The sequence below is a fragment of the Metabacillus sp. KJ11-3 genome, from assembly GCF_055808295.1.
The window spans coordinates 2077204-2091482 of the sequence record NZ_CM147865.1 but is presented as its reverse complement, the minus strand read 5'-3'; the positions used below and the strand labels follow the sequence as shown (position 1 = coordinate 2091482).

Annotated in this window: 16 protein-coding genes; all 16 read right to left on the bottom strand. The window is 36.1% G+C overall.

Annotated features, from left to right (window positions below; genetic code table 11):
* Nucleotides 1-96: 96 nt before the first annotated feature.
* Complete coding sequence (locus AC0L8O_RS10635) at nucleotides 97-924, bottom strand: carbohydrate ABC transporter permease (RefSeq protein WP_026561487.1); 828 nt, start codon at nucleotides 922-924, stop codon at nucleotides 97-99.
* Nucleotides 925-943: 19 nt separating this feature from the next.
* Nucleotides 944-1885: a carbohydrate ABC transporter permease gene (locus AC0L8O_RS10630; RefSeq protein ID WP_051475656.1), complete on the bottom strand. Its 942-nt coding sequence runs from the start codon at nucleotides 1883-1885 to the stop codon at nucleotides 944-946.
* A gap of 76 nt (nucleotides 1886-1961) precedes the next feature.
* On the bottom strand, nucleotides 1962-3464 hold the full coding sequence (locus AC0L8O_RS10625) for an ABC transporter substrate-binding protein (protein ID WP_026561486.1): 1503 nt from the start codon (nucleotides 3462-3464) through the stop codon (nucleotides 1962-1964).
* A gap of 88 nt (nucleotides 3465-3552) precedes the next feature.
* On the bottom strand, nucleotides 3553-4932 hold the full coding sequence (locus AC0L8O_RS10620; protein ID WP_026561485.1) for a sulfatase family protein: 1380 nt from the start codon (nucleotides 4930-4932) through the stop codon (nucleotides 3553-3555).
* 401 nt (nucleotides 4933-5333) lie between these two features.
* Nucleotides 5334-5633 (bottom strand): hypothetical protein, encoded by a 300-nt coding sequence (locus AC0L8O_RS10615; protein WP_473448828.1) that lies wholly within the window; start codon nucleotides 5631-5633, stop codon nucleotides 5334-5336.
* On the bottom strand, nucleotides 5600-6613 hold the full coding sequence (locus AC0L8O_RS10610) for an MFS transporter (RefSeq protein WP_473447967.1): 1014 nt from the start codon (nucleotides 6611-6613) through the stop codon (nucleotides 5600-5602). Before AC0L8O_RS10610 ends, AC0L8O_RS10615 begins: the two co-directional genes overlap by 34 nt.
* Nucleotides 6614-6844: 231 nt before the next feature.
* Complete coding sequence (locus AC0L8O_RS10605) at nucleotides 6845-7222, bottom strand: VOC family protein (protein ID WP_473447965.1); 378 nt, start codon at nucleotides 7220-7222, stop codon at nucleotides 6845-6847.
* A gap of 23 nt (nucleotides 7223-7245) precedes the next feature.
* A complete protein-coding gene (locus AC0L8O_RS10600; protein ID WP_026561482.1) occupies nucleotides 7246-7641 on the bottom strand; it encodes a VOC family protein in 396 nt (131 codons plus the stop codon).
* Nucleotides 7642-7798: 157 nt separating this feature from the next.
* Nucleotides 7799-8254: an SRPBCC family protein gene (locus tag AC0L8O_RS10595; RefSeq protein ID WP_026561481.1), complete on the bottom strand. Its 456-nt coding sequence runs from the start codon at nucleotides 8252-8254 to the stop codon at nucleotides 7799-7801.
* 241 nt (nucleotides 8255-8495) lie between these two features.
* Nucleotides 8496-8624: a YjcZ family sporulation protein gene (locus AC0L8O_RS10590; RefSeq protein WP_084043060.1), complete on the bottom strand. Its 129-nt coding sequence runs from the start codon at nucleotides 8622-8624 to the stop codon at nucleotides 8496-8498.
* A gap of 297 nt (nucleotides 8625-8921) precedes the next feature.
* Nucleotides 8922-9938: an HAAS signaling domain-containing protein gene (locus AC0L8O_RS10585; protein ID WP_473448825.1), complete on the bottom strand. Its 1017-nt coding sequence runs from the start codon at nucleotides 9936-9938 to the stop codon at nucleotides 8922-8924.
* Entirely contained in the window at nucleotides 9925-10272 is a 348-nt protein-coding gene (locus AC0L8O_RS10580) for a PadR family transcriptional regulator (RefSeq protein ID WP_026561479.1), read from the bottom strand. The genes AC0L8O_RS10585 and AC0L8O_RS10580 overlap by 14 nt, the downstream gene beginning before the upstream one ends.
* Nucleotides 10273-10444: 172 nt before the next feature.
* Nucleotides 10445-10876, bottom strand: coding sequence for a VOC family protein (locus AC0L8O_RS10575; protein ID WP_026561478.1), 432 nt, complete (start codon nucleotides 10874-10876; stop codon nucleotides 10445-10447).
* Nucleotides 10877-10966: 90 nt separating this feature from the next.
* On the bottom strand, nucleotides 10967-12067 hold the full coding sequence (locus AC0L8O_RS10570; protein ID WP_473447963.1) for an ABC transporter permease: 1101 nt from the start codon (nucleotides 12065-12067) through the stop codon (nucleotides 10967-10969).
* On the bottom strand, nucleotides 12030-13334 hold the full coding sequence (locus AC0L8O_RS10565; protein ID WP_473447961.1) for an ABC transporter permease: 1305 nt from the start codon (nucleotides 13332-13334) through the stop codon (nucleotides 12030-12032). The genes AC0L8O_RS10570 and AC0L8O_RS10565 overlap by 38 nt, the downstream gene beginning before the upstream one ends.
* Before the next feature lie 12 nt (nucleotides 13335-13346).
* Nucleotides 13347-14279, bottom strand: a complete 933-nt coding sequence (locus AC0L8O_RS10560; protein WP_473447957.1) for an ABC transporter ATP-binding protein — start codon at nucleotides 14277-14279, stop codon at nucleotides 13347-13349.

The window sequence follows — 14279 nt, the reverse complement described above, 5'->3', positions numbered from 1 at the left end:
ATTTCAAGGATGGAATAAATTCATGTTAACGTAACCTATCTATTTCTTCATTGCTCATTCTGCCACTTTAATGGTCAATTTGGCCAAAAATTCTTTTTAGATTTTTACAGCACCAGAGGTTAATCCTTTCATAAATAGTCTCATTGTAAATAAGAACAGGATTAATAATGGTAACGAGGCAATCGTGTAGCCCGCAAACATCGGACCATATAATGTTTGTGAAACAAATTGACTCTCAAACTGTATTAATCCAACTGTGATTGGGAATTTAGTAGGATCACTCAATAAAACTAACGGCATCATATATTCATTCCAAATAGCTAGAAGGTTCCAAATTGCCATCGTACCAATGATCGGCTTGGATAACGGAAGAACAATCTGCCAAAATACTCGAAGTTCTCCACAACCATCAATTCGGGCTGCTTCAAACAATTCTTCAGGTAAAGAGGCGAAGGATTGTCTAAAAACAAAAATGGTAAAGGCCTGACCTCCAGCTGCAAAGGCAATGATTAAACCCATATACGAGTCTAGTAAACCAAAACTTTTAACTAATAAGAAAAGAGGAATCAACGTAAGCAATCCGGGTATCATGAGTAAGGCAACAACCGACATATATAAAAAGTTCTTCCCCTTAAATCTCAAACGTGCAAAGGAATAACCTGCAAGTGCAGATGTTGTTATAATAATTAACACACTTGCTACCCCAACAAAAACAGAGTTAAAAATATAACCGCCAATAGCTTCCCATGCAACGGCATAATTCTCAATGTGCAAAGGAAAAGTGATTCCAAAGAAATTGCTATAAAATTGGCCATTTGTTTTGAACGAGGTGATAATCATATAAAAAAACGGGTAAAGGGCAATAAATGCCAACACGATAAGAAATAGATGGCTCCAAATATCCTGCTTAATGGTTTTAAGCATCGTAATCTCCTTTCATTGATCATGCTTTGTATTCTGTGCTAGGATTAATAAACTTCATCTGAATCCAAGTTAAAATTAAAACGATCACAAAAATCACCATAGAAACAGCCATTCCTAGTCCGAATTCTCCATTTTGGAATGCGAGGAAATACATATAAAGTCCAGGAACATATGATGAATAACCTGGTCCACCATTTGTCATAACTAGTGGGAGTGTTACGTTTTGTAGTAATTGAATCACTGTTAAGATTAAGATTAATTTCACTTGTCCCATAACTAAGGGAATTTCTATTTGAAAAAACCTTCTTACTTTTGTAATTCCATCCAGTTTTGCAGACTCATAGACACTTTCTGAAATCGATTGTAATCCTGCATAGAAAATTAATAGATTAAAAGGTACAACAAATGGAAATCCTACAAACATCAATGCGTAAAGAGCAATATTTGGATCACCCAGCCAGTTTTGTATAATTCCATTTAGTCCCAATGTTTTCAATAAAGTGTTGAGCACGCCTACGTTTGGATCATAGATAAATCCCCATATCATAAACATAACAATACCTGGGACAACAACGGGAATAACGAATAATACACGGTAAATATACTGCATTCTTTTGCTTTTTAAATGAAAGATAACAACAGCAACGAATAAAGGAATAAGCAGTTCTACGAGTACTTTAATGATTGTCCATAATCCAACATTTTTCATCGAAATCAAAAAGATCTTGTCGTTAAGCAAAGTTATATAATTTTGGAGACCGGTAAATTGTGGCTGGTTGAACCCATCCCAATTTGTAAATGAAAAACCTATTGCTATCAAGGCAGGATAATACATAAAGGTGATCAAAAGAATAAAGGAAGGAATAAGCATTCCATAACCGGATTTCCAATTATACCGCAATTTTCCTGTCTTTTTCTTTTTCATACTGCTGTTTTCTAATTGTTGGACTGTTTCTGCCATAAGCTTCTCCCCTTTCATGAAGAAAGCGGGCTAGTTACAGCAATTTTTCGTTTTTTAGCCCGCATTCGTTTATTTGTTATTCTTCTAAATATTCCGCTAAATCCCAGTTGTTTTGTTGAATCAATGAATCTGCCGTTTTTTCCATCTCTGTATCAGCCACTTTAGCAAACTCTTCTAATGTGGTATCCCCAAGAATATAACCTTGGAAGGCACGATAGATTGCATCCAGTTCTTTCTTTTCAAGATTAATACCACCAAAAACACTTTGTAATGGTCGATTTACAAGATCCGATAAACCACTTAATTCTTCTATTGGTTTTGCTCCTACAATTGTAGGGACATTTTCCCCAAGCTCATTAACAATTGCTTCATTATGTTCTGGAGTTGTAATATACATTAACCAATCGATTATAGCCTTCTCTTTCGCTGGTGTTAGAGAATTATTCGCTTTCTTTGTTGGAACAGCATATTGAAATGATGCACTAGGTCCACCGATTGCTGCAGACGAATCAAATTCTGTGGCGAATTCTGAAGTTACATGATCAGGAAACGGATTTTTAAACGATGACCATTCAAAATCAGGATTAGCCGATTTAATTTGTTGTGATGCCCAAGATCCGTCAAAATACATCCCAACTTCACCCGTTAAAAAGGCAAGCATTGTTCCTTGTCCATTTGAATCACCACCAGTAAAATCCGGCTGCCAATATTGAGAAAAATCTTTTAAAATAGGCCATATAGCCATCCATTTCTCATTTTCAGGTCCGAAAACACCTTTTTTAATAGCAATTACTTGATCTTGATTGGTAATTCCTTCATTCCCTGTATAGCGTAGCTCATCATATTCGTCTGCAAAGAAATTTGTAAAAAACAATCTAGTTAACCATGTGATTCTGTCTGTACCGGTAGGAGTTGAAGCAAGATTCCATGCAAAAGGAGTATACCCTGCATCTTTTAATTTCTGACATGCTTCAATAAACTCTGACCATGTTGTTGGCATCTCTTTAATACCTGCTTTTTCAAATGCTTCTTTATTAAAATACGTTGCTGTTCCAACATAGTCTCCATTTATAACATAAGTACTTCCATCTGCTGACTTCGTATCAGAAATAATTTGTTTGTTTAACAATTCATTCCAAGGTTTATTTTCAACGTAAGGATTTGGTTGATCAAGGTATTTTGATAAATCGGTAAGTGTCCCTTTTGCTAATGCTGTATTTGCGTCATACCATTGACTCCAAATAATATCTGGTAATTGACCGCCAGAAGCCTTTGTTCGGACCCATGTCATATAGTCTTGATCTGCTGGTAATCCTTTAATAAATTCGATTTTAATTCCTGTTTCTTTTTCATACTCATCTGCTAATTTTTTTAATTCGGTAGCTGGCTTTTGATTTGCATTTAAAACTCTGTTAGGACTATATGTTCCTGCATACATCTTAATGGTTCCGCTAAACTCTTCTCCATCTGTCTGATCCGTTTCATCTGAAGATGAACTAGGAACAATACATCCTGTAAGGAGTGATGAAACTAATAGAATCATAATCGAAATCAAACCGAATTTTCTTACAGTTTTCATACAATCAACTCCTGTTTTTAATATTCTGATTATTGAATGCAGGAACTTTTATCTTTCAAGTGGATAAATAGACATTAATTATTTTGTATTAGTTATTAACAGCTACATCAATTTTCTCCCGTTTAGGGTCAGCCTTCCATTCATCCCATGTCATTCCGTATTCTGAAAGAACTTTTTCAATTCTACGTTTAAAAGGAAGTCCTTCTTTTATTAAGACTTCATTCATTGGGTCCTTTTCAGATCCAAGTTTAGAATCAACCCATTTACTTAATTGCTTTTTGAACTTTTCTACTTGTTCAGGAAGCTTGTCAGATAGATTTGTTTCTTCATTTGGATCATTTAATAGGTCATAAAGTTCGATTGGTGGTCGGGAAAAAGGACCAGCGTCATACGTCTCAATGTATTTATATTGGTCGGTCCTGATACCTCTGGCAGCTTGCCAAGCACATTCACTTAAATAAATTTCAGAATGGTGATTTACTTTTTGACCTTGAATTAGTGGCCAGAGGCTTTTCCCATCTAGCTTGTCTGGTAATGCAAGATCTATTGCTTCTAGTAATGTTGGCATTAAATCAGCGTGCTGAACCAAATTTGACACTTTAATACCTTCCGGGATTTTGACAGGCCAACGCATAATCATTGGTACGTGTACTGTTGCCTCATAGAGTCCACAATGATCCCAGTATATATCATGCTCTGTTAAGCTCTCCCCATGATCCCCAAATAACACAAGCAATGTATCATCCTTTATACCTAGCTTTATTAAATACTCGTCTAAATCTTTTAACATATCATCTAAATATCGAATTTCCGCATCGTATAAAGCGCTTACATAACTAGAATCAGTAACATTTTTAAGTAAATCAAAGTGATGGCGCTTAAAAAAAGGATATGCAGGATGATTAAATGCAGGCTCCATACTCTTATTCGTTAAATCATAAGGATTATTAGTAAGATCATAAAATTCTTTAATATATTCATTAGGCGGTAAATAAGGTGTATGTGGATCCCAGTAGTGCAAAAATAGAAAGAAATCTTCATCTTTATGTTCATTTATCCAAGGTTTAGCCAGCTTATTAATCGAATGACCTTTTATCCACCTTGTTTTTCCAGTAGTATTCATATAATACTGATATCCTCTAGCAAACCATTCCTTTAAGTGATATAGATTATCAACAGCAGCTGTTGTAAATCCTGCCTTTCTTAAAATAGTCGGAAGCCACTCATGGTCTTTTGGTAAATATGAGGATGGAGAACCGTGTGAAACTACTCCTGTAGTTAAACCTACTTTCCCGGTAAAAATACACGTGTGTGCAACTTCTGTAGGAATATCGGATGCATATGCTTGAGTAAATAAGACCCCTTCTTTTGCAATTTGATCAATATAAGGGCTGGTTGGATGCTTGTATCCATAACAACCTAGATTTTTCGCCCTAAGTGTATCTAGTGAGATAAAAATTACCTTCACATTACTCCCCCTAATAAAATTTTTAAAAGGTTATTAAGTGATTTACCCTTTTTTATATCTTACTTTTTAACAGTGAAAAATTCATGGTCATTAAGGTCATGTTATTGGCGGATTAAGCCAAAAGGAATGTATATATATTTGCGGTGTGTAGAAATGATCTAAGTCATTATGTGAAATGACTTAAATTTCGTGGAGAAAAATGATAAGTAAAGATTAGTTCTAGGGGGTGAAAATGGTTAAAAATAAACTATATATAAAGAGGAAATGTGAGGTTTTTTTATAAATATATGATCCGTATAATGGACTACCTGTTAGCTTTATTCATTATTATTGAACTATGTAAACAGGTAGCATTGCATAAAAAAATTTTAAGACTATAAATCTAGCTTCATAGTGAGTGTCTAATAACTAAGTTCCTTCGATTGGACAACTTCCTGCTGTTTTTCTTTAATCAAAAACCCTCCAAACAAACCTAAAAGAGAAAATATAACAGGGATCATAAACCCATAAAAATAACCAATATGACTATTGGCAGTTTGAAATGAGTCTAAAACTGTTCCGAAAATGCTTGGTAATAATACAGCACTCAAGAAACCTCCCATGTTCGCAAAACCAGTAGCTACTCCTACTTCCTTTGCATCAAAAGACTGACGAACAAATGCGAAGGTTAATGCACTGGTACCATTCCCGAAGCCAATAATGAAAAAGAGTAAAACAAGTATAAAAAGTGGTGGTTTACCACTGAAAACGAGGAAAATGGACCAACTAAAAAAATCAGACCATGAAATATCAAATACGGCTTTTTAATTGAATTTATTCGGCTTGATATCATTGTTGCTAATGGTGCACCAATTATTGCCCCAAAAAGACCAATCATAATAAATTGACTCGCTGTTGACAGGGACATATCAAATACTGATGTCCCATATGGAACGGCCCATGAACCGATGAAGCCTACATACGTCCCTACAGCCCCAAAATGACAGAAAAAGGCTGCCCAAGCCTGCCGGTTTGTAAAAATCCGCTTTAATATCACCGAGGTTTTTTCTGGTGTAGCCTTTATTTTTTTTAGTGAAGAGTCTGGTAAACTATTTGATTTAATGATTCGTTTTGGTTGATAAATGAGTACAACATATAGGAGTATTCCACATAGTAATAAAAGAATTCCCATAGATAAAAAGGATGTTCTCCATCCTAAAAAGCCGATCCAAAGCGAAAATGGCACTGTTGCCAGTAAAAATCCAAGGCTTCCTGACACACCTGCCATTCCAAGTAATTTAACAAATTCATTTCCTTTGAACCACTGACTTAGAATTAAAACTAAATTTACCCAAATGGCAGAGTCACCGGTTCCGACAATTAATCTTGCAATAAGAAGAAAAGTTTCATTCGGTGCGAGACTATACAGTAATGTCCCAATTCCGGCCAAAAATGTCCCAATGATAAGAAAAAAATTTGGACCGTAGCGATCTGACAAAATACCAATCGGCACTTGCAAACCGGCATAAGCAAAAAATTGTATGCTTGCGATAAAGCCAATGGTTGCGGCAGTGACGCTAAATTCATTCATCAATTGGTCTGTAATTAAGCCCGGTGCTGTTCTTTGACTAACGATAAGAAAATACGTGAACAGTACGGATGCAAAAACGATCCATCTGTACTTACTGTTTTGTTTGTTCATTTGCAGATGCTCCTGTTTGTATAGATTCCTATGTTTATTATAAACCATATTTTTTCATTGAAGGTGTTTTTAGTATTAATTTAGTTACATCGACCTTTTAGAAAAATTTATAAAAACAAAACCTCATTTCAAAACCAATTGAAATGAGGTTAATTTTGTGGAATTTTTAGTTGTGGTTGTATCTTAATAATCTTTTAAAGAAAAAATATGTATCATCCACTAATTAGTTATTTATTTATCTTCCCTTAATAGATACTCATTCCCATCTTGGTCAAAAAATGTGAACATTGTACCGAATGGCATTTTTAACATTTCACCCACTTTGACACCCTTTTGCACCATACTTTCATATGCTGATTCAATATCAGTTGTGCTGAAGAGGACAGAAGGATGGGCTACCTTTGAGGGTTGATGTTGTTCCGTTGCTGCCTTGGAATACAACACAAGGGTCGTAAATTCATTATTACTAGGTCCAACCTCAATCCATTTTGCATTTGGTCCCATAGGTTGTTCCAGTTTTAAAACAAATCCTAGTTTATTTAACCAAAATTCCTTTGCTTGTTCTTGATCTTGAACATAGACAGTAATTTTACCAATTTTATCGATCATTAGTTACTTCCACCTTACATCAATTATTTAGCATTTTCATCTGGTTGATGAATGCCAAATGTGTTTCCTTCAGGGTCAATATAGTAACCTTGCCAAGCCATACCTGGAAGAGCGTATTTAGGAAGAGCAACTTTTCCGCCGTTTTGTACAATTTTAGCTTCAGTAGAATCGTAATCTTCCACTCCTATTGTACATGCATAGCCATTCAATGCCTGTCCATTTTCCGGGGCAGCTCCATGACGTTGCATCAAAGCTCCATTGATTCCAGGTTCGTTTGCATCACCAGTAACAGCTCCAAAATATGGCATTCCGGCATATTCACTCCAATCCTCAAACGTCCAGCCAAATACCTCACCGTAAAACTTCTTTGCCCGCTCCATGTCACTTACATGAATTTCGAAATGTACGATTCTGCCCATATTTTCCTCCTTGTTTTCCAAACGAGATTTGTTTTCCATCAAATGTTTACATTCTACATAGAGGTATAATACTCCTACTGTATTATGTAATAATAATGTGTATTTATTCAATCTTTTACCATTACGGAATGATTGTTATTTTAGTATGTTGTCCAATTCACTCTTTCTCCAAATAGCTCTTTAACGAATCCAAATCTTTCTCACAAGCTTTCTTAAAGGTACCGGCCATCATTTTCCCGAAGAATTTTGCTAGTCCTGTAAGTCCATTTATTTCCCCGTCCAACTTAATCTCTGTAGAATCATCCTTTGAAGATAGAATGTATGTAAACACAAATTCACCTTTGCCTGTTGTTCCTTTTGTTCCATCACAGCGCAGCACTATTTTATGGGGTTCGTTCAATTCAACGACTTCAAAGTGTTCAGTAGCTTCTGTTCCAAACATCTTTCGTGTTTCCCTCCATTCACTTCCCACTTTAAGAGGTCCCTCATCCATCCGCTCGATCTTGACTAAGCCTTTCATCCAGTTCTGTGCAGAACCAAGATCCAGCAAACCAAAGTATGCTCTTTGCTTTGTTACCTGTACTTTTCTGATCACTTCAAAACGTATGCTCATATACCTTCCTCCTAAACATGTCAAAATCATTGTTAAATTCTATAGCTTATTTTAATAATGTACTAACAATAAGTTCCACAATTGTATTTATAGTCCTTCTTATTCTAGCACCATTAAAAGCTATTAAACTTGTACAGTACAACATAGAGATCTCTCTATAGTATTTTTTATCCTTATGCATTTGTTTACCTCTATAAATGTAAAAAGACACTAATAAATAGTGTCTTTTTAGCCTATATCATTAACATTTATGACCGTAGATTGTTGCACCTATAATGATTAATAAGATAAATAGGACAACGATGAGCGCGAACGTATTTCCATAACCTGGAGCACAATATCCATAAGCAGGAGCTACATAACTAGGCATAACTGGTTGATGTGGAACATTTGCCCCAGCAACATGTGGTGCGTTTGCACCTGCCAAATGTGGACTGTTTTCATAACCGTACATTTAAACATCTTCCTTTCGTTTGTGAAAAATCTAAGACGATATAGTATATACGTTTACTTTCATTTTGGAGCCCGTCTTGTAGGAAGAATGCTTCATGAAAACACCTATAATGAAGCCCATTTTTCAATCTCAAAAGTAATTGGTGAAATTTAAAGTTCTATATCTGCGTAGATTTTCTATATACATTTTAGGAATCTATGTTTAAAAACTGGGTCAACGTACCTGTCCCTCTGTACCGATTCTTGCCTTTTTGTATCCGTCATACACACTTATTGCGGCTGATAGGATGTAGATGAAGAGGATGCCGCCAGTGAATGATGTTTTGAATTGATTTGGGTTTATTGTGAATAAATCGGCCATGAATGTTGTGAATTCGGAGCTTAGTAGGTTTGGATTTAGTAAGATGACCATAAATACAATTGTTCCGACTAGTTGAACGACTGTATTGAAAAGGGCAATTCTTTTTGTCCATTGACCCTTTATTAACTTGTATAGTGACAATAATATTTCTAGTCCAATCACGATGACGACGATCGGCCAGTATTGAAGCAACACATCTTGATTCAATGCAGGTATTTTAAATTCAAGACCTTCATTCCCGCCTCTATATACACCGACTAGATGATTGGCATAAAAGTAGAGTGTTGCCCAAATTGCTGTCCACATTAGACCCCCGAATACTTCAACCTTTGAAATGGCCTTTTTCTTTGGTACATACGTGATAGTTTTTAAATCATCAGGTGTCCATTTTTGCAGACTGTTTGTTAATGGTATTCCTTCTTTCCCCTTATCAGTTCTCTCTAAAATGGCAAATGTCAATGTGACCCAGAAGAATACTTGCATCCCCACCTCAATGATTCTCCAGATCCCTTCACCCATGACTTGTAGAGCGACATTAATTATCGCTTCACTTCCTGTATACCCAATAAAATATTCTGCAAGCATCGAAATTAAAGAGATCATTGCAGCGATCGGTAAGATCATTTTTAATAAGGACATATATACATCAAAGTATCTCGGTCCAATCAAGTGCATAGGCTGGTCGCGATAACCGCTGGCCAATGAAACCGGACTCCCTAACTTCTCGAGCACTTTTTTTACATCTTCTTCATTATAATCATCAGGAAGCATATCCTCTATTGTCGACCGTAACTCAAGCGCAATGTCACTACGACTTTTTTCAGGTAATCTCCGTGTCACTTCCTGAATATAAATCTCAATTAAGTTCATCATCTTCCTCCCCTTTCAATAGGTTGTAAAGCTCTTTTGAATTTGCAATCCATTCCTTTTTTAACTGCAAAAATACTTCTACACCAAATTCACTTAAAACATAGTACTTACGGGGTCTACTCTCAGATGTGTCCCAACTGCTTGATACCAATTCCTGTTTTTCTAATCGTCGCAATAAAGGATATAACGTACTTTGATCAATAGGAATACCAGATCCTTCTAACAATTGAACGAGTGAATATCCATATTGAGGAGTACGTAATTGACTCAAAACAGCAAGTGTCAATGTTCCTCTACGTAGTTCTGTTGATAATGATTGAATTAAATTACTCATTTCACCCACCTCGAAATTTTTACTATATATCATACAGTATTTATTCTATACTATGTATCATACACTATTGTTGTGACGCAATCAATTAAGTTTTTATAATATTAAATAAAAATAAGAAAAAGCCACAATTTAGATGGCTAAACTGTGGCTCCAGACTCTCTCTATACACGTTTTAGAATGAAATCATTGCTCCTCTTTCATCAAACACAGCAGAAGGATTCCAGGCAACTTCCCATAGATTATTCTCAGGGTCTGCAAAGTAGGCTGTCCTTCCACCCCAAAATGCGTCACTTGGTTCTCTTAAGATCCTTGCACCTATGCTGCGTACCTCTTCAATCGTTGCATCTACTTGTTCCCGTGTATCTAAATTTATAGCAAACGTTACACCATGAAACCCTTCTTTACTTTGTGAAAGTTCAATTCCGGCATCTTTTGCTAATTCCTCAATAGGAAAAAGGGTTAGAATTACACCTGCCGTTTTAAATGCAGCATAGGTATCTGAACTAAATTCTGTTTCTTCCCATCCAAGTTTTTGATAAAAAGACCGAAGAACTGGTAAATTATAAGCACCGATTGTAAGCAGGCTAACTCTTTGCATCACCATGACTATTCCTCCTAAAAAATAAATGATCCAGGTTTACTTTCTAGAAGTGAGTTAAAAATTCCTTCTTTGCAAGGTTACTATACTAGAAGCCTATCTGGTTCTTCTCTCTATAAGGTTAATTCCTAATCCCATTGCTACCACACCGATTAACAGCATAAATAATAAGGACATCATCACATCGTTAAAACCGGCATCATAAAAAATCACTGACAAAATCGCATCCATCGCATGTGCCATCGGAAAGAGATCTGCTATGAACAATAGAGCTGAATTCGTAATCGTTCCCGGCATCATATAAGCTCCACTTACAATCGGTATTAGGGGGATAACTGATGGGTAAATCGCATAAAATTGCTCAGGCGTCTTTACAAACCCGGTAATTAACATCGCAATACTGATCATACTAAAAATAAAGAACGCAGCAATTAAGATAATTAACCATAATTGATCTCCGAGTTCATAGTTCATCAAATACTTAAACACGAAGAGGACAACAACTACTTGAAATAGGGTAATCAAAAAACTATAAAGAATATACCCACAATACATCTTGGTTTTACTAATCGGTGATAGGATCATTCGATTCCAAATGCCAGAGACTTTGTCATGTGTGACATTATTTACCTTAAGTCCGAGAATAAACATCGAAATTAAAAATGTAAAAGCAAATAATAATTGAGTACTCATGTTATAATTAGGAACTTTCTCACTTTCAAGTCCTTGAGTCTCCATTTGAAATGGTGCTTCTTCCAAATAGTTTTCAAGTTCTTCACGTACGTTTCCATTTTCCTTTGATTGAACAATTGCACTTAATTGTGCCTCTTGTTGAAATACTTTGTCAACATGCTGCTGAACATACGATACTGTTGGAAGCTCACTTGTAGCCACTAACCTGTAGTCAGTTTCCATGACCTTTACAGCTACATCAAGCTTTCCATCCCGTACATCCTCGCGCACTTCATTCGGATCTACGACAACAAACTGAAAGGAGTCATCAACATTTAACAGATCTACCCATTTCTTCTCAATTTCTGAGGCATTTTCCCCTTCACTGAATATAGCAACCTTTGTTGGTGAATAGACACCTTCGGCAAATACTAATGTTGCAAGAATACTACCTGCAATAAATAAAATGATGAAGATAGGGTTGCGTTTATCCTTCGTAAATTGCGCCCAAACGACTGAATTCACTACGCTTCCCCCTTTTCGGATATAGAGCTAAACCAATTACTGTACAAAGAATAAAAATCACAACAAGGATCATACTTGGTATGATGATGGAGGAAAACTCCTCAAATTTGACCCATTGTGTCATGATAGTTAATGATAGACCGTTCGGGGTCCACTCTCCGATTTTTTGCAGCCAGTCAGGTAATATATAAATAGGAACAAAACTTCCACCGATGATACCAAAAAGAATAATGACGATCATAAAAATACCATTTGCAGCATCGATATCAGACACTCTAAGTGAGATGCTGGTAAAGACAGCAGATAGCCCGGATATTGCTAAGGAAAGCAATGTCACAATCCCAATGGTACCAAGCCAGAAGGGAATCGTCCGATCAGGAAATATGTCTAAAATCAAGTGTGACAATAGGAACACGAACATCGTTTGCAACCAAGCTAAACAAAATGTTGAGACAATTTTGCCTATTAAAAAATGGAATGGATGACTATTTGTCAATAAAATCCGATGAAATACTTTTTGTCTAATTTCTTCACCTGTTTTCGTTGCTACGGTTGCTGCAAGGAATAATGAAAACAACGCTCCGATTGCGATCGGAAAATACTGTGTCATCGTAAAGTTTTCACCAGCTCCTACTTTCTCAAGGCCTCCCTCCGGTAGAATGACTTCCACCCGCGGGTCACCTCCCACTTTCTGTAGGGCAAACTGATAGTTCATTTGATCCATAAACCCTTGGATTATTTGTGCTAATGTACTGGTATCATTCGTTTCCATTTCTATTTTATATTTCAGTGGAGCAGTTGGCGGTTCTCCCATTAACGCTGAATACAAACTATCGGCAGTAAATCCATCCGGTATGATTAGGATTCCATCCAATTCTCCTTCCTTCATGTTAGCTACTGCCTCAGTTTCCTCCATCTCATGAACCGTTACCCATTCCTTTAAATCATCACTATGAAGATAATCTTCTAACATTGAAATAGGTTTTATTAAAGTTGCTTGACTCAATATCTCCGTTGTTTGCTCTTCCCCTAACGCCGCCTCTTTGACCAGACGCTCCTTTAATTGAGTCATTGTTTCTGTGTCGTTGTCATCCTGATTCACCACTGCCAATTGTAAATCCAACTTTGCATCCTCATTAAAACCAAACAAACCGGCAAAAGCAAAATTTAAAACCATGACTAAAATAATGGGAAGGACTAGTACGGTAATGAGCTCTTTACGGTCACGCCAAAACATTAATAAGTCCTTTTTTATGAAACTTAACATTATTCCACCTCCTTAGTCCCGTAATGTCCGGCCAGTTAAATGAAGAAATACATCCTCCAAGCTAGGTGTTTCAGTATGAAAATTGACAATTTGAATATGATATTGATTAGCAAAATGAACGAGCTCACTTATTAAATGACTTCCTTTTCGTACAATTACTTTCATTTGCGAGTGAGTTGCCTCTACCTTACGAACACCTTCTATGGATTTGACATGCTCAATAAATGCTTCGTCCATTTTACTTAACTCCACTTTTATCGTATCCTCAGTGGATAAAATGCTAAGCAGCTCAGCTTTTGTCCCGGAGGCTATAATTTCACCATGATCCATAATGTATAATCTGTCACAGAGTTGTTCAACTTCTTCCATATAATGACTTGTATAGAGTACTGTTGTTCCAGCTTTTTCATTTAAATGACGAACCATCTCCAGGATATGATTTCGCGATTGCGGATCAATTCCAACAGTCGGTTCATCTAAAATGAGTATTTTCGGTTGATGTAATAGAGCTGCTGCAATATTAACCCTGCGTTTCATACCACCTGAAAATGTCTTTACTAAATCCTTTTGACGTTCTTGTAATCCAACAATATCCAGAGCATTTTGAATCCTTTTCTCCAGTTCTTTTCCTTTAATTTTATAAATAGATCCAAAAAACTTGAGGTTTTCATAGGCTGACAGCTCTTGATAAAGCGCAATTTCTTGTGGTACAACACCTAAAATATTTCTTATTTCACCAGGTTTATCGACAATGTTTACACCATTAAGCTTTATTTCACCGCTTGTTGGCTTAATCAAACTTGATATCATGGAAATTGTTGTTGATTTCCCTGCCCCATTTGGTCCTAATAAGCCAACAGATTCTCCTTGATCTAAATATAAATTCACTTCTTGCACAGCGGTTTTTCCTTTAAATGCCTTTTTTAAATTGATTGTCTCAAGCAC